The sequence below is a fragment of the Candidatus Hoaglandella endobia genome, from assembly GCF_900044015.1.
GTDB classification, from domain to species: domain Bacteria; phylum Pseudomonadota; class Gammaproteobacteria; order Enterobacterales; family Enterobacteriaceae; genus Hoaglandella; species Hoaglandella endobia.
This window is the reverse complement of the sequence record NZ_LN999835.1, coordinates 511,804-532,220: the sequence shown is the minus strand read 5'-3', so window position 1 is coordinate 532,220 and position 20,417 is coordinate 511,804. Positions and strand designations below refer to the sequence as shown.

Annotated in this window: 20 protein-coding genes and 1 pseudogene; 4 read left to right on the top strand and 17 right to left on the bottom strand. The window is 43.7% G+C overall.

Translation table 11 applies throughout. From position 1 onward, the window contains the following. Positions 1-175: 175 nt before the first annotated feature. The 3 genes and pseudogenes from A4A70_RS02405 to tsaB form a co-directional block, all read left to right on the top strand. Positions 176-1,444, top strand: a pseudogene (locus A4A70_RS02405) (TerC family protein); the annotation flags it as partial. 302 nt (positions 1,445-1,746) lie between these two features. Next, on the top strand, positions 1,747-1,944 hold the full coding sequence (locus A4A70_RS02400; RefSeq protein WP_067568099.1) for a YoaH family protein: 198 nt from the start codon (positions 1,747-1,749) through the stop codon (positions 1,942-1,944). 277 nt (positions 1,945-2,221) lie between these two features. Beyond that, positions 2,222-2,926 (top strand): tRNA (adenosine(37)-N6)-threonylcarbamoyltransferase complex dimerization subunit type 1 TsaB, encoded by a 705-nt coding sequence (gene tsaB / locus A4A70_RS02395; protein WP_067568097.1) that lies wholly within the window; start codon positions 2,222-2,224, stop codon positions 2,924-2,926. 118 nt (positions 2,927-3,044) lie between these two features. Here the strand turns inward: tsaB and minE are convergent, their stop codons facing one another. From minE to minC, 3 genes are read right to left on the bottom strand one after another with little or no spacing between them, the layout of a single operon-like run. Next, a complete protein-coding gene (gene minE, locus A4A70_RS02390) occupies positions 3,045-3,314 on the bottom strand; it encodes a cell division topological specificity factor MinE (protein WP_067568095.1) in 270 nt (89 codons plus the stop codon). Between the two features lie 7 nt (positions 3,315-3,321). After that, complete coding sequence (minD, locus tag A4A70_RS02385; protein WP_067568093.1) at positions 3,322-4,134, bottom strand: septum site-determining protein MinD; 813 nt, start codon at positions 4,132-4,134, stop codon at positions 3,322-3,324. 20 nt (positions 4,135-4,154) lie between these two features. Next, on the bottom strand, positions 4,155-4,826 hold the full coding sequence (gene minC, locus A4A70_RS02380; protein ID WP_067568091.1) for a septum site-determining protein MinC: 672 nt from the start codon (positions 4,824-4,826) through the stop codon (positions 4,155-4,157). 349 nt (positions 4,827-5,175) lie between these two features. Between minC and ppa the strand changes: the two genes are divergently transcribed. Beyond that, on the top strand, positions 5,176-5,706 hold the full coding sequence (gene ppa, locus A4A70_RS02375; protein WP_067568089.1) for an inorganic diphosphatase: 531 nt from the start codon (positions 5,176-5,178) through the stop codon (positions 5,704-5,706). A gap of 70 nt (positions 5,707-5,776) precedes the next feature. Here the strand turns inward: ppa and rplI are convergent, their stop codons facing one another. The 14 genes from rplI to tsaE form a co-directional block, all read right to left on the bottom strand. After that, positions 5,777-6,235, bottom strand: coding sequence for a 50S ribosomal protein L9 (gene rplI, locus A4A70_RS02370; RefSeq protein WP_067568087.1), 459 nt, complete (start codon positions 6,233-6,235; stop codon positions 5,777-5,779). A 58-nt stretch (positions 6,236-6,293) separates the two neighbouring features. Further along, positions 6,294-6,521, bottom strand: a complete 228-nt coding sequence (rpsR, locus tag A4A70_RS02365; RefSeq protein ID WP_067568085.1) for a 30S ribosomal protein S18 — start codon at positions 6,519-6,521, stop codon at positions 6,294-6,296. A gap of 4 nt (positions 6,522-6,525) precedes the next feature. Next, positions 6,526-6,849: a primosomal replication protein N gene (gene priB / locus A4A70_RS02360; RefSeq protein WP_231908295.1), complete on the bottom strand. Its 324-nt coding sequence runs from the start codon at positions 6,847-6,849 to the stop codon at positions 6,526-6,528. A gap of 9 nt (positions 6,850-6,858) precedes the next feature. After that, on the bottom strand, positions 6,859-7,260 hold the full coding sequence (gene rpsF, locus A4A70_RS02355) for a 30S ribosomal protein S6 (protein WP_067568083.1): 402 nt from the start codon (positions 7,258-7,260) through the stop codon (positions 6,859-6,861). A 271-nt stretch (positions 7,261-7,531) separates the two neighbouring features. Beyond that, positions 7,532-8,272, bottom strand: coding sequence for a 23S rRNA (guanosine(2251)-2'-O)-methyltransferase RlmB (gene rlmB, locus A4A70_RS02350; RefSeq protein WP_067568081.1), 741 nt, complete (start codon positions 8,270-8,272; stop codon positions 7,532-7,534). Between the two features lie 169 nt (positions 8,273-8,441). Further along, complete coding sequence (rnr, locus tag A4A70_RS02345; RefSeq protein WP_082798881.1) at positions 8,442-10,769, bottom strand: ribonuclease R; 2,328 nt, start codon at positions 10,767-10,769, stop codon at positions 8,442-8,444. A 200-nt stretch (positions 10,770-10,969) separates the two neighbouring features. After that, on the bottom strand, positions 10,970-12,268 hold the full coding sequence (locus tag A4A70_RS02340) for an adenylosuccinate synthase (RefSeq protein ID WP_067568079.1): 1,299 nt from the start codon (positions 12,266-12,268) through the stop codon (positions 10,970-10,972). A gap of 211 nt (positions 12,269-12,479) precedes the next feature. Next, a complete protein-coding gene (hflC, locus tag A4A70_RS02335) occupies positions 12,480-13,475 on the bottom strand; it encodes a protease modulator HflC (RefSeq protein WP_102135157.1) in 996 nt (331 codons plus the stop codon). Between the two features lie 23 nt (positions 13,476-13,498). Continuing rightward, entirely contained in the window at positions 13,499-14,746 is a 1,248-nt protein-coding gene (gene hflK, locus A4A70_RS02330; RefSeq protein WP_067568075.1) for an FtsH protease activity modulator HflK, read from the bottom strand. 108 nt (positions 14,747-14,854) lie between these two features. After that, on the bottom strand, positions 14,855-15,088 hold the full coding sequence (gene hfq, locus A4A70_RS02325) for an RNA chaperone Hfq (protein WP_067568073.1): 234 nt from the start codon (positions 15,086-15,088) through the stop codon (positions 14,855-14,857). Positions 15,089-15,209: 121 nt separating this feature from the next. Continuing rightward, positions 15,210-16,139: a tRNA (adenosine(37)-N6)-dimethylallyltransferase MiaA gene (miaA, locus tag A4A70_RS02320; protein WP_067568071.1), complete on the bottom strand. Its 930-nt coding sequence runs from the start codon at positions 16,137-16,139 to the stop codon at positions 15,210-15,212. After that, positions 16,132-18,138: a DNA mismatch repair endonuclease MutL gene (gene mutL / locus A4A70_RS02315; RefSeq protein WP_067568069.1), complete on the bottom strand. Its 2,007-nt coding sequence runs from the start codon at positions 18,136-18,138 to the stop codon at positions 16,132-16,134. The genes miaA and mutL overlap by 8 nt, the downstream gene beginning before the upstream one ends. Before the next feature lie 20 nt (positions 18,139-18,158). Next, positions 18,159-19,811: an N-acetylmuramoyl-L-alanine amidase AmiB gene (gene amiB, locus A4A70_RS02310; RefSeq protein ID WP_067568067.1), complete on the bottom strand. Its 1,653-nt coding sequence runs from the start codon at positions 19,809-19,811 to the stop codon at positions 18,159-18,161. A 2-nt stretch (positions 19,812-19,813) separates the two neighbouring features. Next, positions 19,814-20,293, bottom strand: coding sequence for a tRNA (adenosine(37)-N6)-threonylcarbamoyltransferase complex ATPase subunit type 1 TsaE (gene tsaE, locus A4A70_RS02305; RefSeq protein ID WP_067568065.1), 480 nt, complete (start codon positions 20,291-20,293; stop codon positions 19,814-19,816). Between the last annotated feature and the right edge of the window lie 124 nt (positions 20,294-20,417).

Sequence of the window (20,417 nt, the reverse complement as noted above, 5' to 3'; positions counted from 1 at the left end):
TCAATCTTTTTTTCTACTATTACTGTCAATATGATCCTCTCACTGGTGAGATACGCCGACGCCTTGTTTTTCGTAATTTTTGATTTAGCTCCCCAAAACAGTTTGCCTATTGCCTGCAATAGATACGGATTAATTCTGTCAACAATTTCAGCCTGAATAAGTTACGGAGTCTGTGATGGAACTCTTATTAAACCCCTCAATGTGGTTAGGACTACTGATCTTGATTGTATTAGAGATCGTGCTAGGTATCGACAACTTGGTCTTTATTGCGATCCTGGCGGATAAATTACCGCCTAGAAAGCGCGATCGCACACAAGTAATCGGGTTAGCCTTAGCCTTGATTATGCGTCTTGGGCTGCTGTCATTGATTTCATGGCTGATCACACTAACAAGACAGTTATTTAGCTTCAGCACATTCTCTTTTTCCGGCCGCGATATTATTTTAATACTTGGGGGTACCTTCTTATTGTTCAAGGCTACTACCGAACTGCATGAGCGCCTAGAAAATAAAGAACAAGACAGCAATTCTGGCCGCGGCCACAGCGGTTTCTGGGCTGTAGTTGTGCAGATAGTCATCCTGGACGCGGTATTATCTTTAGATGCGATTATCACAGCGGTGGGGATAGTAAATAATTTGCCGGTGATGATGATGGCTGTGATCATCGCCATGTCGATTATGCTTTTCGCATCACGGGCGCTGACCCGCTTTGTCAAGCGTAATCAACCGGTGGTAGTACTATTTCTGAGCTTCTTGCTGATGATCGGATTCAGCCTCATCGCTGAAGGTTTTGGTTTTCAACTTCCGAAGGGCTATCTGTATGCCGCCATCGGTTTTTCGATTATAATTGAATTATTCAACCAGATCGCGCGCCGCAATTTTATTAAGAACCAATCTACCAAGCTAATGCGTGAACGTACAGCTGAAACCATTATAAAACTAATAAGCAGCAATACGCAAGGCAATACCTGTAACGATGCAATATCCGAGAAGTTTAAACAAGAACAAGTTACTGAAGCGTATAATATGATAACTGGGGTACTGTCTCTGGCATCGCGCACGCTGCGCAGCATAATGACATCGCGTAATGAGATAAACTGGCTTGACGCCCAGAGTCCCATCGAGGAATTGCGTGAGATATTGATAGAGAAGCCGCATAATATGTTCCCGGTTTGCGACGGTGAGCTCGATCAACTAATCGGTATCGTGCGTGCTAAAGACCTTCTAATAAAGTTGACCAATGGGGAGCAGGTCAAAGCTTATGCCGCTGCTAATCCTGCTATTGTGGTTCCTGAAGCAATGGACGTATTAAAACTGCTAGAAGAATTACACCGGGCGAAAGGCAGCATGGTGATAGTTACTAATAAATTAGGCGTTATTCAGGGACTAATTACGCCGCCGGACGTACTAGAAGCGATTACTAGCGAATTCATCGATCAAGATGAGTAGATAATAGATACTAATTAAGTAGAAAGAGAGCTGCGGCCTGAAAAGGACCGTCTAGGCTAGCTATTCTTAGAGCCATCAGGGCTAGTTTTATCGGTATTTAGCGTTCAGCGTATTGATTGCTGATAATTGACCACTAACTGGATTGCGGTCAGCCTGAACTATAAATTTAAATAGCATCTTAAATGGTATCGATATACCCCTGTCAGGAAAAAATGATCTTCCAAGACAGGAAGAAACTCATGGCATAACCGGTTACGCTATGAGATACTTAGACCAAGTTACGTTATCCAGAAAGATTTATGTTAAATAACATCACTCATATATTAACATATGAACAACAGCAAAAAGCCGTCGAGCGTATTCAGGCATTGATGGCCCGTGGGATGAGTAGTAGTAAGGCTATTATTCAGGTTGCAAGAGAACTACGCGCTAACCACACCGGCGAAATGGTCTTCACGCACTGTAACCACAAAGAAGATGCGGATACTTCTTTGTAAAAAGAACCTCACTCTTTCCAAAATGATCCCCAGCCTCAACCGAGTTTTCTCCCAGACTGCATGAATGGGAGTAAAATCTGCCGCATTGCTGAGCATAAACGTCATGCGTTATCAGTTTTTAGGAAATAACAAAACCAACTTTTATAGGATCCTAAGCTTAGCTGTACTATTAAGTAGGGTCTCTATTATTTTTTATAACTAATTGTTTATATTATAATATATCTAATATAATAGATGATCTACGCATAGATCCGCTTACTTTCATTTGAGGTTTAGCATGTCTACTCGTATTTTAGCCATTGATACCGCGACTGAAGCCTGTTCCGCAGCACTGATGGAAGATTGTCTCTTGCTTGAGCGTTATGTCGTTGCCCCACGCGAACACACACAACGTATATTACCAATGGTCGATAGCTTACTAGCGGAGGCAGGAATTAAACTGAAGGAACTTGATGCGCTGGCTTTCAGCCGCGGCCCCGGCAGTTTTACTGGCGTACGCATTGGTATCGGCATTGCCCAGGGACTGGCGCTGGGGGCCGATCTGCCGCTTATCGGCATATCGACTTTGGCAACAGTAGCCGAGGGCGCCTGGCGCCAGACCGGCGTCAGCCAGATATTGACCGCTATTAATGCGCATATGGGCAAGGTCTATTGGGCGCAGTATCAACGTCAGGCTGAGGGCAAGTGGCTCGGAGAAGAAAGCGAGACGATAGCAACACCAGCTGTCTTGGCGGTGCTAAATGCTCATATCACGGGATGCTGGGCCACCGCTGGTACTGGCTGGCAGATATATCCGACATTAATGAGCAGCGATAATCGGTTACAGCTTATACCTGGTCATACGCTATTGCCGAGTGCGCGCGATATACTGCCGTTGGCTCTGTATCTTTTTTGTCGTGGTGGTGCCCAACAGGCAGCCTTGGTGCAACCAAACTATCTGCATAATGATGTGATGTGGAAAAAATTGCCTGGTCGGGGCTAAGTTGTAACCCTGTCCAGTCTAATCTCATGAGAGAGATCGAGATAGAGTAATCGATATTAATTAAATTAAGGCAGCGTCACTCTTTGTGTAGTAGCAAGAGGCTAATAGCATAAAGATTTTATTTTATGCTTTCTTCTTCCGGAAGCATAACGTTAAACTCCAAAATGGAGATTTCGTCATCTCTTTGCTCCAGCTGGATAGAAAGCATATTTGAATCAATTTTTACATATTTACATATGACCTCAAGCAGATCAAGTTTTAGCTGTGGCAGATAGTGCGGTTCGTGATATCCTTTGCGACGCTCTGCAACGATAATTTGTAGCCGTTCCTTAGCTATGTTTGCTGTATTTTTTTTACGGAAGAGCAAAAAATCAAGTAGTAAGACCATATACTTCTTATCCCCTAAATAGGCGTTTCAGTAATCCTTTTTTCGCTTCTTCAATGAAGCGAAAGGAACGTTCTTCTCCTAACAAGCGATCAACCATATCTGAATAGGCCTGGCCGGCATCAGACTTCTCGTCGAGAATTACTGACACACCCTGATTAGAAGCCCGTAATACCGATTGATCCTCAGGGATCACCCCTACTAGAGGGATACGCAAAATTTCAATGACGTCCTCCATGCTCAACATATCACCAATACTCACGCGCCGTGGATTATATCGGGTGAGTAATAAATGCTCCTTAATTGGCTCCATGTTATTTTCTGCACGGCGTGATTTAGAAGACAATAGGCCCAAAATACGGTCTGAGTCACGTACTGATGAAACTTCTGGGTTGGTAGTAATGATGGCTTCATCAGCGAAATAAAGTGCCATTAGAGCACCGGTCTCGATGCCGGCTGGCGAATCACAGACCACAAAATCAAAATTTATCGAGCTTAAATTATTTAGTACTGTTTCTACACCTTCACGGGTTAAAGCATCTTTATCCCGCGTTTGTGACGCAGGTAGGATATATAAGTTTTCGGTCCTTTTATCTTTAATCAGCGCCTGATAAAAGGTTGCTTCTCCCTGAATAACATTGATAAAATCGTAGACAACCCGGCGTTCACAGCCCATAATCAAGTCTAGGTTACGCAGCCCGATATCAAAATCAATCACGACGGTTTTCTTTCCTTTGCGGGCTAATCCAGTAGCGATAGCAGCGCTAGATGTAGTTTTACCAACGCCTCCTTTACCAGAAGTAACTACTATAATGCGTGCCATGAAGAAATTCCTTGTTAAGGCTAAATTAAAAAATTAATGGTAAGCATGCCATCCTGCAAGCACAACCTTGCTGCGTTACCTGAAAACGCAGCCGGAATTTGCTGGCTTAACCAATACTGGCCGGCAATAGATACGAGCTCAGGGAAAAAGTGGGTACAGAATATCTGACATGTCTCATCACCAGAGGCGCCGGCTAGCGCTCGACCCCGCATCATACCATAAATATGTATATTACCGTCGGCGATAAGCTCAGCGCCGGCACTCACGCTACTGGTTACGATAAGATCGCTGTTATGGGCGTAAATTTGCTGTCCAGAGCGTATCGGAGTATTGATCAGCCTGGTCTTAACCGTCTGTGTAGGTTGAGGAACACTATATTGAACTGTTTTTCCTTCGTTTAATAACGGAAAGCCACTACGAATGATCGCCTGTTTTAACACATTATTACTACATCCGCTGATACCGACTACATGTATGCCGGTGGACAGCACTGCTTGAGATAGTTCGTACCAGCTCGTTTCAGGGCCAAGAGCGGCAACGTTGATAACAACCGGAGCATTTTTTAAAAAGCCGGGTACCTGTTCGACTTTATCCTCTATTGCCCGACGAAGTTCATCTGGTTGCACATCATAAATATGAATTACCGATAAAGTAAAATTACCACCTTTCAACTTAATTGGCGTTTGCAACATATTTCCTTTAATATAATAACGTATTAATTATAAACCTAATTATTTTTTTTAATAAAAGCCTAGTAACGTTATAGTGAATACTGTGCTAGTTATCAGGGACATTAGCATAAAAAAACAAAAGGTAACTAAGAAAGGTAACTAAGATAAGTAAAGTATCTAAAATGCATCGTGGTGGGAAACGGATAATACTGCGCCTAGCGCATGGTAAAGCGCTAGGCGCAGTACTTAATTGACTTTTTGCACGTTGCACTAAAAAGCAACGGAAATAGTAAAAAATTAGATATAACTACACATACATAGGCACAAGCTGTTATCATATCAGCTTAATTTGGCTTCTTAAGGAAAGAACATGAGTTTGAATCAGGTACCAGCCGGTAAAGATCTACCAGAAGATATCTATGTGATCACCGAAATTCCGGCTAATGCTAATCCCATTAAATATGAAATTAATAAAGAAAGCGGCGCTCTGTTTGTGGATCGTTTCATGTCTACTGCGATGTTCTACCCTTGCAATTACGGCTATATCAACCAGACGCTGTCGTCTGATGGCGATCCAGTTGATGTTCTCGTGCCCACGCGTTATCCACTGCAGCCTAGCTCAGTAGTCCGCTGCCGCCCGTTAGGCGTACTGAATATGACTGATGAATCAGGTGAAGACGCTAAGCTTATAGCTGTACCGCACACAAAATTATCAAACGAATATGATCATATTCAAGATATTTATGATCTACCGCCATTATTACGGGCGCAAATTACTCACTTTTTTGAGCGCTACAAAGATCTAGAAGCTGGTAAATGGGTTAAGGTTAACGGCTGGAAAAACGCCGAAGCCGCCAAGGCAATAATTATGTCTTCTTTTGAACGTGCTCAAAATAAATAACCTTACAACTGGTAAGGGGTAGGTCAACCCTAGTAATTATATCACAGCTGGTTGGTTATTATCTCTATATTCAGCTACTACAATCAGCTACTACTATTACATTTAGGCTAGCGAAAACTTCGCTATGTACTTGGATGCGCACTTCATGATGTCCAATAGTGCGCAAAATACCATTTGTTAGACGAATTTCACTTTTAGCAACATTAACTCCGGCTGCAGTAATCGCCTCGGCAATATTTTTAGTACCTATAGAGCCGAATAATTTACCTTCATTACCAGCCTTAGAAGTAATGGTGACGTTGCCCAGTTCAGTAATTTTTTTAGCGCGAGCTACAGCCAGCGCCTTAATTTCAGCTAGTTTTGCTTCAAGCTCAGCACGACGCGCTAAGAAATATTCTACGTTTTTTTTAGTAGCCGATACGGCTTTCCCATTGGGGAATAAGAAATTACGTGCATAACCAGCTTTAACATTAACTTGTTCACCTAAATTACCCAACTTAGCAAGTTTATCAAGTAAAATCACTTGCATTACCTCTTATCTCCTCTATAATCTAAGAATTATAAAATATTAATATTTATACTAATAATTAATTATGATGATCAGTATATGGCAAGAGAGAAAGGTAGCGTGCCCGCTTAATCGCACGGGCTAACTGCCGTTGATATTTGGCGCGAGTACCGGTAATCCGGCTCGGGACAATTTTACCGCTGTCAGTTATATAGTTTTTCAGCATAGTGATATCTTTATAGTCTATTTCAGCAACTTCTTCTGCGGTGAAGCGGCAGAATTTACGACGACGAACATAACTTACCATAGAGCTAGTCTCCAGATTTTATAAAATCTACCTGCTCAGCATGCAGAACAAGCTTACTGAGTCCATTACGCCCCTGATGGCAACTCATAAAGCCCTGCACGCTAATCTGCACACCGATCTTTATACTGTTAGTAATATCGAGATTTTGTTGTTTACTAATAACTACTACAGGCACACGGCACCATGCCTGTCGTGAAAAACCAGCTTCCTGCTGTACAGAACGATGCTCAAGCATAAACTGGCAATGGAGAATACCTAACGGGCTTACCGTGCGGATTGGTACCATGCACACGGTGCCTGACAGCATCAGACGGTTCACCGTCATCATCTATTATATCTATTCTGCTTTAGTATTTCTACTAGCATCAGAGTCTTCAGTGCTCTCAGTAACGAAGTCTTCACGGCGCTCACGGCGTTCATCTTTCAATTTTACCATTGGAGACGCTTCAGTCACTGCGTGTTTAACACGCATAATCATGCTGCGAATTACTGCATCGTTGAAGCGGAAAGAGGTCTCTAGCTCGTCGATTAATTCCTGTGAAGCTTCTATGTTTAACAGAACATAGTGAGCTTTGTGCAGTTTATTGATTGGGTAAGTTAGCTGACGACGGTTCCAATCTTCTAGGCGATGGATCTTACCTGCAGCGCTAGTAATAAGTGCAATGTAGCGTTCGATCATGCTAGCAACTTGTTCGCTTTGATCAGGATGTACCATAAAAACTATTTCATAATGACGCACAGAACTGCTCCTTACGGATTATTCAGCCTCCTGTCCAGAGGACAACTTTGGGCAGGGAAGCAAGGAACGTGAAACTTAATAAGTTTATGGTCAAAAAAAAAGATTATAACAAATTATTTGTTATAACTGACTACTAATTACCCACAATTGCTCTCTACCTTAACAAAGTAGAGAGACTATTTATAACTAGTAATAAATCATCTTCTATAATACCAGAAGGTTTTAAATTTTGCATCCTTTAAATTATTACTTACATATAACTTCTTGTTGCCTATTGTTGGCTCCGTTGCCGTATGGCTTCAAACAGGCATACTCCAGTAGCAACAGACACATTGAGAGATGAAACCGTCCCAACCATAGGAATACTGATAAGCTTATCGCAATGTTCACGGGTTAGGCGACGCATACCCTTGCCTTCTGCGCCTATTACTAGCGCCAGCGGCCCGTTTAGGTTACTCTGATAAATATTTTGGTCAGCTTCTATGGTGGTACCAACAATCAATACTTGATGATGCTTTAATAGGCGCAGAGTACGTACTAAATTTGTAACACGAATTAGCGGTACAGTCTCTGCAGCACCGCTAGCCACTTTCTTGGTGGTGGCATTCAATTGAGCTGATCTGTCATTGGGTACTATAACGGCATGTACCCCGGCAGCATCAGCGCAACGCAAACATGCGCCTAGGTTATGGGGATCAGTGATGCCGTCAAGTACTAGCAGTAGTGGTGCGGCCTGTCGCGTAATCAGCAGAGGAAGTAAATCATTCTCCTGATACTGCTTCCTTGACTGTACTCGGGCTATGATACCCTGATGAACTGCACCCTTAACCTTCTTATCTAGCCACTGACGACTAGTTATTTTGATAACAATACCCAACTGCTCTAATTGTTTGATTAGTAGCTGCAGGCGGCGATCTTTACGCCCTTTTAAAAGATAAATATCTAGAAAACATTGCTGATCGCGTTCCAGCAAAGCCTGTATAGCATGAATACCGTAAATTATTTCGCTCATATTTTTTTATTGTGAACAGTACTGAACGGCTATTTTGCGAATGTTACTAACAGTAACTAATTCTCGGCAACAGGTTTGACTGCTGTAGCAGTTTGACCGTGCCCCGCATACTAGCTAAGTTGGCCGAAAGAGAAAACGAGCTTATCATTTTCTTTGCTTGCGACCAGATTCAACGTTGGTAGGCTGATGTTGTCGCCGCGACATTTTTTTTATCTTTATTGCCGCTGTGTGTATTTTGCTGCTGATGCTGGCGTATGGTCTTACCGAAACAGCGTTGCTGAAAGCGATCTGAAATTACAAAAAAATCTATTTTGCGTTCATCCATATGTACTGCCTCGATACGGATTACCACCGCATCTCCCAGCTGATAAACTCTTCCACTAGATTCACCGATGATCCGCTGGCCGATGTTGTCATAGCGGTAATAGTCATTATCCAGCGAGGAAACATGCACTAGCCCGTCGATAAATAGCTTATTGAGGCGTACAAAGAACCCGAAACTTGTGACGCTAGTGATAATACCGCTAAATATCTTACCAAGATAATCTTGCATAAAGTCGCATTTCAGCCAATCCGATACATCCCTGGTCGCGTCATCTGCACGGCGCTCACTAAGAGAACATTGCTGGCCAAGCTGTAATAGCTCTTCTAATTCGTAATGCCAGCCTCCATTTGGGGTAGCGCGAACTTCTACTTCATTATTATTTTTATGATTTTTTCGATAGAGCAGATATTTAATAGCCCGGTGCAATACTAAATCTGGATACCGACGTATCGGGGAGGTAAAATGCCCATATACCTGTAATGCTAATCCAAAGTGGCCGCGATTTTCAGGATCATAAATTGCCTGTTTCATCGATCGTAGCAGCATGGTTTGCAGCATCTCATAATCTGACCGGCCGGCTATAATATTCATTATCTTTGCATAATCTTTTGGCTCAGGTTTGTCACCTCCGTCCAAAGAAAGACCTAATTGGCCCAATACTGTGCGCAATGACATGAGATGATTGTTACTTGGCCGGTCGTGCACGCGATAAAGCGCTGGCTCTCTTTTTTTCTCTACAAAACGGGCCGCGGCAATATTTGCGAGAATCATACACTCCTCTATTATTCTATGGGCATCATTGCTTTTCACAGACTCAATACGCTCAATGCGTCGCTCTGTATTGAAAATAAATTTTGCTTCCTCGGTTTCAAAACAGATACCACCGCGCCGTAGCCTATCCTGTTTCAGGATTTTGTACATCTCATGCAGTTGCTTTAGCGCTTTAATAATTGAAGCTTCAATTGAAGCTTCATAAGCGCACAGATCATTTTTGCCCTGCAAAATATCCCAAACTCGACTATAAGTAAGTCGAGCATGGGAATTAATCACCGCTTCATAAAATTTGTAAGAAGAAAGCCTACCATGGGCAGAGATAGTCATCTCGCAAACCATACAAAGTCTATCAACCTGCGGATTTAGCGAACATAAGTCGTTGGATAGCACCTCAGGCAACATCGGTATCACCACCTGCGATGGGAAATAAACAGACATGGCACGTCGGCTAGCTTCCTGGTCTAACGGCGTATTAGAGCGTACATAATAGCTAACATCAGCAATAGCTACCCATAGACGCCAACCACCGCTGCGGTTTTTCTCACAGTATATCGCGTCATCAAAATCGAGCGCATCTTCGCCATCAATGGTCATAAGGGGGAGCGTACGTAAATCGACGCGCTCACTCTTGGTTATCTTCGGTATTTCTTTTTGTAAACTAGCTAATTGCTGTTCGACTTCCTGTGGCCAAACGTAGGGAATATTGTGGGTGCGTAGCGCAATATTTATCACCATATTAGTATCTATATTATTGCCAAGCACTTCTACTACTTTACCGATAGCTTTAGTGCGCCTGGTCGGACGCTGGATCAGTTCTACCACTACGACAAATCCCATATAGGCCCCCTGGGTTGCTTCAGGCGGAATAAAAATATCAAAACTTAGGCGGCTATCTTCAGGGACCACAAAAGCGCTACCGGCAGCTGTAAAAAAATGGCCTACGATTTTGCTGGTTTGCGGCACAAGAACCCGAATAATGCGTGCCTCTCGGCGTCCTTTACGGTCCGAGCCATGAGTATGAGCCAAAACGATATCACCGTGAATAGCTAGGTTCATTTGTTCAATAGATAAATAATAATCGTTCTTACTGCCTTCTATGCGTAGAAAACCAAAACCATCACGATGGCCAATGACCGTACCACGCAGTAAATCGCGCATTTTCGGCAGTACATAACACTGCCGACTGGTATAAATTAATTGCCCATCTCTTTCCATGGCTCGTAAACGGCGACGTAAACCTTCCAACTGGTCTTCGCCGCTAATGTCTAGTTCTTGTGCCAATTCCTTACGGCTGACGGGATTTTCCCGTTTAGCTAAATGATTGAGGATAAATTCCCGGCTGGGAACTGGGAGCGTATATTTTTCTGCTTCCCTTTCTATAAAGGGATCTTGGGACATTATTAGGCTACCTCCAAAATTTCCAAAGTAGAATAAGCGATATTATTACCGGCTGGACCATACGACGGTGGTAATGTATCGTTAATAAAAAAAATAATTTTATGAAGATATAATGAAGATATCAACTTAATAAATATATATAATAAATAAACCGGGACGTACCCGGTCTTGTAATGTTAGCTTTATCACGCTAGTTGATGTCAGACGTCAAACGGATCGCGTAAAATCATGGTTTCACTACGGTCCGGACCGGTTGAGACGATATCCACCGATACACCAGTCACCTCTTCAATACGTTTGATATAACGGCGCGCTGCCTCAGGCAGCGCGCCTAGTTGCTTTATGCCCAAAAGGTTCTCACTCCAGCCTGGTAATGTTTCATACACTGGCTCGATGCCTTCCCAAGTTTCCGCCACAAGCGGAGTAGTTTCTACTAATTTGCCGTCAGAGAGCCGATAGGCAGTACAGATCTTTACTTCAGTCAAACCGTTTAGAACGTCGAGCTTCGTCAGACATAAACCTGAAAGAGAGTTTAGTTGCACCGCGCGGCGTACCGCTACCGCATCAAGCCAGCCAATACGACGACGGCGGCCGGTGGTGGTTCCGAACTCATTGCCTTTGACGCACAAGAATTCACAGGTGTCATCGAAAAGCTCCGTAGGAAAAGGTCCTGAGCCAACACGGGTAGAATATGCCTTAACAATGCCTAACACGTAATCTACGTAGCGGGGACCAAGACCGGAGCCAGTAGAGACCCCACCTGCTGTGGTGTTAGATGAGGTGACGTACGGATAGGTACCATGATCGATATCCAGCAGGGTTCCCTGAGCGCCTTCAAACATCATCAACTCGCCGCATTTACGCGCATTATCGAGCAGGTCGGAAACATCGACCACCATACCGGTAAGTATATCGGATACGGCTAGGATATCATCCAGGACTGTTTGATAATTTACTGCCTCAGCAGAGTAACAATGTATCAGTTGGAAATTATAGTAATCTACGACTTCCTTAAGCTTGGCAGCAAAAGTATCTTTATTAAAAAGATCACCAACGCGCAGCGCGCGACGCGCAACTTTATCCTCATAAGCCGGGCCAATTCCGCTGCCGGTAGTGCCAATAGCTTTAGCGCCGCGAGCATTTTCGCGCGCTCTGTCCATAGCCACATGATAGGAAAGAATCAACGGACAAGATTCAGAAATTAGCATACGCTCGCGTACTGGGATACCCCGAGCTTCCAGTTCACTCATTTCTTTTATCAGAGCTTCCGGCGATAAGACCACACCGTTAGCGATAATACTGATAACATTTTTACGTAAAATGCCAGAAGGAATCAAATGAAGAACGGTTTTCTTACCGTTGATAACTAACGTATGACCGGCATTATGCCCTCCCTGATAGCGGATAACATATTTAGCCCGGTCAGTAAGTAGATCGACAACCTTGCCTTTACCTTCATCACCCCATTGAGTACCTAATACGACAACGTTTTTACTCATTTTTTATCTTAAATTTAACCGATTGCTCAAAAGATAATTGTATCACTCTAATCTACTACTTTCAGTACTTTTCGCCGGTTAACACAACTTTTTAGCGACGCAATCAAAGTTGCACTATAAGTGGCACTATAGCTGCATCTGCTAACAAAAAATAGATAAGATCTAATAGACAACAACTACTAAGCCGAAACGCTATAAAAGTAGCGTACCTTTACGGACGGATGGCCACCGTATCTTCTGGTGATTTCATAAAACGGAAGAAATCGTCTTCCTGGTTTAGCACCATAACATCGTTATGGCCGTTAAAACTATTTTCATAGGCTCGAAGACTGCGGATAAAGTTATAAAACAACGGTTCCTTACTAAAGGCTTCAGAATAAAGTTGAGCGGTCTGGGCATCTGCTTCGCCACGTGTAATCAGCGCCTGACGCTCGGCCTCAGCTAATGTATAAGTTACTTCATAATCTGCCGCTGCGCGCAGCTTTTCTGCTTCTTCCTGGCCCTGTGAACGATGACGTCGAGCGACAGCTTCACGCTCCGCACGCATGCGCTGATAAATAGCATCAGATACTTCAGTCGGCAAGTTTATCTGCTTTATTCGCACATCAACCACCTTAATACCCAACGCAGCCATGCTGTTAGGATTTACCGCTTGTTGCAGTCCGTTGGTCTCACGCTCTACACGCGCGGCAGCGGAAGCAATGGCATTATCTGCTGCGGTAGCTTGCGTCTTATCATCACCAGACGTACCGTTATTGAGTGCCTCGCGCAAATCGGTCATCAGGCGGTTACGGGAATCTGTCACGATACCCTTTACATCCATCCGGCCAAGCTCAGAACGCAGACGGTCAGAAAATTTACGTTTCATTAAGACCTCTGCCTGCAACACATCTCCTCCGTCGGTGGCCAAGTAATAACGACTAAAATCGCTAATCTGCCATTTAATATATGAGTCTACAATAAGATCTTTTTTTTCCATGGTTACAAAGCGATCAGCCTGGTTTTCCATAGTCTGAATACGCGCATCCAAGTTTTTTAACATTTCAATAAACGGAATTTTCACGTGTAGGCCAGGATTGTAAATTAATGGCTTTTTATTACTATCGCGTAATACCTTACCAAAGCGTAGAACGATACCACGCTGGCCTTCCTGTACCACAAACAGTGATGCATACAATACCACCAGTACTAAAACAACAAGAAACATTGCAGGCTTCTTATGCCTATGCATTAGTTATCTCTCCCTTCGCGCACAGTATCATCTCGCTGTGCATTGGCCAGTCGTTGATCCATAAAATTACTGCTAACTTTACTGTTTGCGTTAATACTCGAAGTGGCGCTGCTCTTCCCCCCGGAAGAAGGTAGCTGCCGCAGATTAAGCGCATCAGTTGCCGAATTTAGTTTAACGTGACTCCTGGGAGCATTACGCAGTATTTGTTCCAGTGGCAGCACCATAAGATTTTTGCTAATCTTATCGTTAATCAAAATTTTGCTTGTGTTACTTAATAACCGCTCCATAGCGTCGATGTAGAGACGTTTACGGGTAATTTCTGGCGCTGCTTTATATTCTGGTAATACCTTAACGAAGCACTGGACTTCCCCCTGAGCTTTTAGGATGGTACGGGCTTTATAAGCGCGCCCCTCTTCTAGAACACGCTGCGCCTGACCATTAGCGCGCGGCTGTACTTCATTGGCGTATGCCTCCGCTTCGCGGATATATTGTTGTTCGTTTTCTCTTGCGGCAATAGCGTCATCAAAGGCAGCCTTAACTTCCTCTGGTGGCCGCGCCGCCTGTAAATTAACGTCTAACAACGTAATTCCCATATTATAAGGCTGCATAGTTTCTTCTAGAACACGCTGCGTATTGCTACGTACTACCGTGCGACCTTCGGTCAAAATACGATCCATAGTGTATTTCCCTATAACGCCGCGCAGGGCGCTATCAGTAGCCTGGCGCAGGCTATCATCGGCGTTAGTGACGCTAAACAGATAGCGTTCTGGATCAGTGACGCGATACTGCACATTCATCTCTACGCGCACCACGTTCTCGTCGGAAGTCAACATTACGCCGGAAGCAGCTAGTTCACGTACAGATTCTACATTAACGACTGTAACAGTATCGATAAAAGTTGGCTTCCAGTTCAGACCAGGCTGAACTAAATGATGGAATTTACCGAAACGTAACACCACCCCACGTTCAGCCTCTTTAATAGTATAAAGACCGCTACCAGCCCAAATTAAAATTACAACGACAACTGCCAGGAAGATATAACGACTACTTTTTCCCGGCTTGCCGACGTTATTACCTTTACGACTTAACCAGCTCAGCTTGTGGCTGAGCTGGCGGAAGATATCATCTAGATCAGGAGGACCTTGGTCGTGGCCGCTTTTTTTATTTTCGCTTGAGTTGCCACTATTATTGGTGCTTCCCCACGGATCGCGGTCATGTCCGTTATTACCAGGCTTATTCCAAGCCATATGTTAGCTCCATGTGACTTTAATTGTGACTTTAATTCTTGTTCCTCCTCAACAACATCATAAGAACGCTAAAATAAAAAATGGTCAACAAAACCCCGTTTTATTCTTCTACTGAGTGCTCTGTCCTAGACGATGCGGTACGGGACGTGTTGGTACCACGGTAGAAATAGCATGTTTATATACCATCTGGCTGACCGTGTTTTTTAGCAAAATGACAAACTGATCAAAAGATTCAATCTGGCCCTGTAGTTTAATGCCATTTACTAAATAAATAAAAACAGAAACACGCTCACGACGCAGCGTGTTCAAGAACGGATCTTGTAAAAATTGCCCCTTAGCCATTTTATATATTCCTTATAATATAAGCTCTTTTGTATGTAAAAAGAACCATGTAGTCCTAAAAAAATAATAATTGTAAAAAACAAGCTTGTTCAGCTAAATTAAACATAATCAATCAACTAACCTAGGCACGAATAACTTGTAATACACGATCAATGGCCGTAGTAGGTTTATCGCTGTCTAGCCAATGAACGTTGTGCCATCTCCGCAGCCATGTAAGCTGGTGTTTGGAGAGTTGTCTGGTCGAGACAATGCCACGATATACCATGTAATCATAATCAATCTCCCCGGCTAGATATGACCACATCTGGCGGTAGCCTACGCAACGTAGGGATGGCATTGCCCTATTAAGATTACTGTTAGCAAACAGTCTACTAACCTCTTGCTCGAAACCAGCAGCTAACATATGATGAAAGCGACGCTCAATACGCTGGTACAGCAATCCGCGATCAAGCGGAGCAAGAGCAAATTGATGTACTTGATACGCTAGAGCTTCACCAGATATTTTTATTAGTTCCGTTAGAGTGTTACCTACAACAAAAAAAACTTCTAGTGCCCGAGATAGTCTCTGCGAATCATGAGGATGAATCCGATTTGCTGCAATCGGATCAATCTGTTGCAACTGCTGGTGCAGTGCTGGCCACCCCTTTTTTTTTGCCTCATGTTGAAGACGCATGCGTACAATAGGATCTGCTGAGGGTAAAGGGGATAAGCCTTCTAGAAGCGCCTTGAAGTAAAGCATAGTTCCACCTACCAACAAAGGTATACGACCGATTTCTGTGATTTCTGCCATTTCCTTAAGCGCATCACGGCAAAATTCTGCCACTGAATAAAACTCCGCAGGATCTCGGATATCTATCAGGCGATGCAGTCCCTGTGCCAACTCATCGGCGCTAGGCTTGGCCGTACCAATATCCATACCGCGATAAATTAATGCAGAATCTACGCTTACTATTTCCACCGGAAGAAATTTACGCAAAGCTAGCGCGAGTGCGGTCTTTCCAGAGGCTGTTGGCCCCATCAGAAAAATTGCTTGTGGACGGGTTTTAGTCATGGTTTAGAGCTTTAATAGCTGCTTTAAGATCTAGTGTAACTAGCAGTTTATCTGGCGGGTTTTGAATCAAATGAGGACAAAGCCGCTCCATATCGGCAAGCAATTGTATCGCCCGGGAATGGCTCCAGACGATAGTCTCCAGTTGTAGCCGGCGGGAAAGCCAGGCTGCAACTTCATTATGGGTTACTAAAGCTTTACTGTATAGGTAGCCTAATAGGTCTGGAATTAAGCTTTGTAAATTTTGCTTACGTAATGGTAAAGGTACTGAATTTACAGTAATCTGTTTAAGATATCCCTGCACAGTCAGGCCCATATCTTGCAGTAAAGACTGATAATTACTAAGCGCTACTGCTTCTTCCTCGCGCAATGTCATATGCAAAGGAATAAGCAGTGGTTGAGCGCGGAGAGGTTCCCTATCTGGTGTTAATTTGTGCTCGAGTAGGCAGCGTTCTGCTACTGGTAGCGAGAGCAGCATAAGGTTTTTCCCCGACTTCAACAGTCCATAATGGGGCGACACTAATGTCAAAACTTGACCAAAGCTGTGCAGATTTACTGCTGTCATCGGCGTAGTACTGATTGTAGAGCGCGTACAAGATAAGTTATGCGCTGCACCTGCAGTATGCTCAACATCCTTTTTATTTTTTTTATTTTTACGCTGATAGTTTTTTCTATCATATGCACACGACGGCTCCGCGCTACTAGATTTATAGCGCGGCAGCTCTTTTTTCCCCCTTTTGGCACTAACGATCTCGAGCTGAAGGTTATCAACTCCTCCCTCGTTAGGAGCCTGCCTTGGGATATTTTTAGTCAACAATACTGCATGTCCCGACATGGCATCATGCATTGGCGATAAGTCTACTATTTTTCTGACAGCCACCGGCTGATGAATTGAAGCTCGTAAAGCTCTAAAGTAATTATTATTTACTGACGCCTGAAGCTTCTTAGCCGCGTGCTGACCACTCATCAAGTTTTCTTTGTTTAGGGGCAACTTGAGAGAGTAAGTTTGCTGTAAAATAGGCAATATTGCCCGATAAATGAAGTCATGTACTAGACGTGCCTGGTGAAACCGTACCTCATGTTTAGTGGGATGGACATTAACGTCTACTTGATGAGCATCGACATCGAGAAACAGCACGAAGGCTGGCTGCTGCGCACCAGTGAGTTGATACTGATCATAAGCCTGCCGAATAGCATGATTGATTAAATTGTTACGTATCATACGCAGATTTACATAGCTATATTGCATCTCGGGCCTCTCTATGCCAGTAGGATCTGCTATCCAGCCTCGGATAGCCAGATCACCTTGTTGCTCCGACACGGCAAGAGCACAATCAACAAACGCCTGACCACATAAACTACTTAATCTGCGTAGATGCTGCTGACTTTGCTGGTCCACCGCACGATATTGGCGCACTATTTTACCATTATGTTGTAAGCTAAAGGTAACATCGAATCGGGCCAGTGCAATGCGGCGCACGACTTCGTCAATATGTGTAAATTCAGTTTTTTCAGTACGCATAAATTTACGACGCGCTGGCATGTTATAAAATAGATCTAGCACGTCAACCGTAGTACCCACCGGATGAGCAGTTGGCTTGAGAGCAATCGATAAATTATAACCTTCAGTATATGCCTGCCAGGCTTCGTTTTGTATAACGGTTCGTGATGTCAACATAAGTCGAGATACGGAGCTAACGCTAGCCAGTGCCTCGCCGCGAAAACCCATACTTGTAATACGTTCAAAATCTTCCAGGCTGGCAATTTTGCTAGTTGTGTGGCGTGCTAATGCCAGCACTAGTTCATTTTTATGAATACCACTACCGTTATCCCGTATGCTGATACGTTTTGACCCACCCCGCTCGATATCTATTTTAATATTGGTTGCACCGGCATCAAGGCTGTTTTCTACCAGTTCTTTAACTACTGAAGCAGGACGCGCCACCACTTCACCGGCGGCGATTTGATTTACGAGCTGTGGCGGTAATACTTGAATAGGCATAATAATCGAGTTTCCTCGTTTCAAGCTGGCGGTATAGTTAACATCTGTCCAAGCATCAAATTATTTATTTTTATTTTATTAGCCTGCCTGATGGCACCGATGGAGATGTCATATTTATTTGCGATAGATGTTAAGGTATCGCCACGTACCACCTTATGTCGGCGCACGTTAGCAAGCGAAGCTGCATAGGTAGGGAGGATGCCAGTGGATGGTATTCTCAGTCGTTGACCAGTCCAGATGTGGTCTTTTTTAAGGTTATTTAGTGCGCGAAACGACTTCATGCTAATGCCATAATAACGGGTTATGCCGAACAGCGTCTCACCGTCTACAACGGTGTGGCTAGCGTCAGATGACACCATAATACCAATTGATTGCACCACCGACCGGTTGTTATTAGCAGACCTAGCATCGGCCGCTGAACTAACTACCTGTTGCTGATTTTTTAACTTCGGACTGGTTTGTAGCGGATGCGCCAGAAAATAAGTTCGAAGCCCTACATGAATGGCGTTGGCGATTTTATCCTGGTAAGCACGGTTACCGAGTAACCGTGCTTCTTGATGGTTACTAATAAAACCAGTTTCTACTAGCAGAGATGGAATATCAGGAGAACGCAGTACGCCTAAACTAGCGTGCTCAGGTCGAAGTTTGTGTATTGCACCGATACGGTTTAATTGACTAAGTATTTTCACCGCAATATCATATCCCACTCGCTGCGAATTACTAAACTGTAGATCGAGCACAGCTTGACTAAGGTCGGGATTAGCCTGAGCCAACCAATTACCGGCACCGCCCAGTAGCTCGGATTGTTTTTCATGCTGCTCTAGCCAGTTAGCCATTTCGCTATTAGCGCGTTGGTTCGATAACACCCATACTGATGCCCCGCTGGCACGGCGGTTAGGTGTAGCGTCAGCGTGAATTGATATTAACACGCTAGCGCCATTTTTGCGTGCAAAATCTGACCGATCTATAACCGAGATAAAATAATTTCCATCGCGGGTTAACACTGGTTTGAACATCGGATCTCTATCCAGGAGTACTTTTAGCTTGTGTGCAATAGCGATGGTCACGTTTTTTTCATGTAATCCATTAGGACCGGTTGCTCCTGGATCATGGCCGCCATGACCAGCATCAATGGCTACTACCACTGGTTCAGAGCCTACTTCCAGTAGACCACTACGAGGCTTACTAAACGGGATCCTCGCCAAGATTGTGGGCGAGGACGGCGGCGATGACTGTATTGCTGTTTTAATGCGAGAACGTGATGTGACAGCAAGTTGTCGCGGGCTGGTAACAGTAAAAACAACATTATAGCGCCCACCAACCTGTCGTATCGCGGCATATATACTTGATTTACGGTTTAGCTCGAATACGAGCCGTGAACTTTTTTGTTTATCAACTGGAGTGCTAGTCTTTATTCGTTTAATCACGTTATCGCTATTAAAATTAACCGGTAACCCAGATATGATCTTACCGTTTTGGTAGATATCTACTACCATACGTTCGGGATTATGCAGTGAAAACAAGTCATAAATAGGCTTTTTCTTAAGAAAAAGGTTGACAATAGATTGATTATCAAGATTAACAATTTTAATATCAATGAGTGTTGCTGTCGTAGTTTTACCTACGATCAGATACATAACTAGCGCCAACCATACCCTGAACTTCAGCGTCATAACTAATATCTTCTTTCCTGCTTAAAAGCGAGCTTCTCCAAAATTAACGCACCGGTGGCGCTAAAGGCTTGTGCTTGTAATTCACGGCCATTACTCAGATAGTGCAGCGTCAAGCTAATATCTGCAGGCTGCAGAAATCCCTCTCCACTCTGAGGCCATTCTACCAAACAGAAGGCGCTATTATCGAAATATTCCTGCACACCTATCAATTCTAACTCCTCCGGTCTAGTCAGACGATAAAGATCAAAATGATAGACTGTCCAGTCTGGTAAATAGTAAGACTCAACTAAGGTATAAGTAGGACTTTTTACATTCCCTGTATATCCCAGCGCGCGTAAAAAACCCCGACAAAAAGTGGTCTTACCGGCGCCAAGATTTCCATAAAGATAAATTACGCAGGGCTGTCGACATGCAACAGCAAGTACTGCGCCTAGTTTGCAGGTTGCAACTGCATCCGGTAATGCTATTAATTGGTTTTTCATATCTAGTTTCTATGCGTTAAACGCATGATTCTCAAATTGAGATAACTTCGGCAAGAAGTCACCGCGTATCCTGATTTTATTTTACTACTATAGGCTGTAGCGCCAACTACATAGCCAGCACAGG

Bases quoted from the DNA above. Each gene is read 5' to 3' on its own strand.
- A4A70_RS02400 (WP_067568099.1), top strand. From the start codon at position 1,747: ATGTTAAATAACATCACTCATATATTAACATATGAACAACAGCAAAAA.
- tsaB (WP_067568097.1), top strand. From the start codon at position 2,222: ATGTCTACTCGTATTTTAGCCATTGATACCGCGACTGAAGCCTGTTCC.
- minE (WP_067568095.1), bottom strand. From the start codon at position 3,314: ATGGTCTTACTACTTGATTTTTTGCTCTTCCGTAAAAAAAATACAGCA.
- minD (WP_067568093.1), bottom strand. From the start codon at position 4,134: ATGGCACGCATTATAGTAGTTACTTCTGGTAAAGGAGGCGTTGGTAAA.
- minC (WP_067568091.1), bottom strand. From the start codon at position 4,826: ATGTTGCAAACGCCAATTAAGTTGAAAGGTGGTAATTTTACTTTATCG.
- ppa (WP_067568089.1), top strand. From the start codon at position 5,176: ATGAGTTTGAATCAGGTACCAGCCGGTAAAGATCTACCAGAAGATATC.
- rplI (WP_067568087.1), bottom strand. From the start codon at position 6,235: ATGCAAGTGATTTTACTTGATAAACTTGCTAAGTTGGGTAATTTAGGT.
- rpsR (WP_067568085.1), bottom strand. From the start codon at position 6,521: ATGGTAAGTTATGTTCGTCGTCGTAAATTCTGCCGCTTCACCGCAGAA.
- priB (WP_231908295.1), bottom strand. From the start codon at position 6,849: ATGATGACGGTGAACCGTCTGATGCTGTCAGGCACCGTGTGCATGGTA.
- rlmB (WP_067568081.1), bottom strand. From the start codon at position 8,272: ATGAGCGAAATAATTTACGGTATTCATGCTATACAGGCTTTGCTGGAA.
- rnr (WP_082798881.1), bottom strand. From the start codon at position 10,769: ATGTCCCAAGATCCCTTTATAGAAAGGGAAGCAGAAAAATATACGCTC.
- A4A70_RS02340 (WP_067568079.1), bottom strand. From the start codon at position 12,268: ATGAGTAAAAACGTTGTCGTATTAGGTACTCAATGGGGTGATGAAGGT.
- hflC (WP_102135157.1), bottom strand. From the start codon at position 13,475: ATGTTTCTTGTTGTTTTAGTACTGGTGGTATTGTATGCATCACTGTTT.
- hflK (WP_067568075.1), bottom strand. From the start codon at position 14,746: ATGGCTTGGAATAAGCCTGGTAATAACGGACATGACCGCGATCCGTGG.
- hfq (WP_067568073.1), bottom strand. From the start codon at position 15,088: ATGGCTAAGGGGCAATTTTTACAAGATCCGTTCTTGAACACGCTGCGT.
- miaA (WP_067568071.1), bottom strand. From the start codon at position 16,139: ATGACTAAAACCCGTCCACAAGCAATTTTTCTGATGGGGCCAACAGCC.
- mutL (WP_067568069.1), bottom strand. From the start codon at position 18,138: ATGCCTATTCAAGTATTACCGCCACAGCTCGTAAATCAAATCGCCGCC.
- amiB (WP_067568067.1), bottom strand. From the start codon at position 19,811: ATGACGCTGAAGTTCAGGGTATGGTTGGCGCTAGTTATGTATCTGATC.
- tsaE (WP_067568065.1), bottom strand. From the start codon at position 20,293: ATGAAAAACCAATTAATAGCATTACCGGATGCAGTTGCAACCTGCAAA.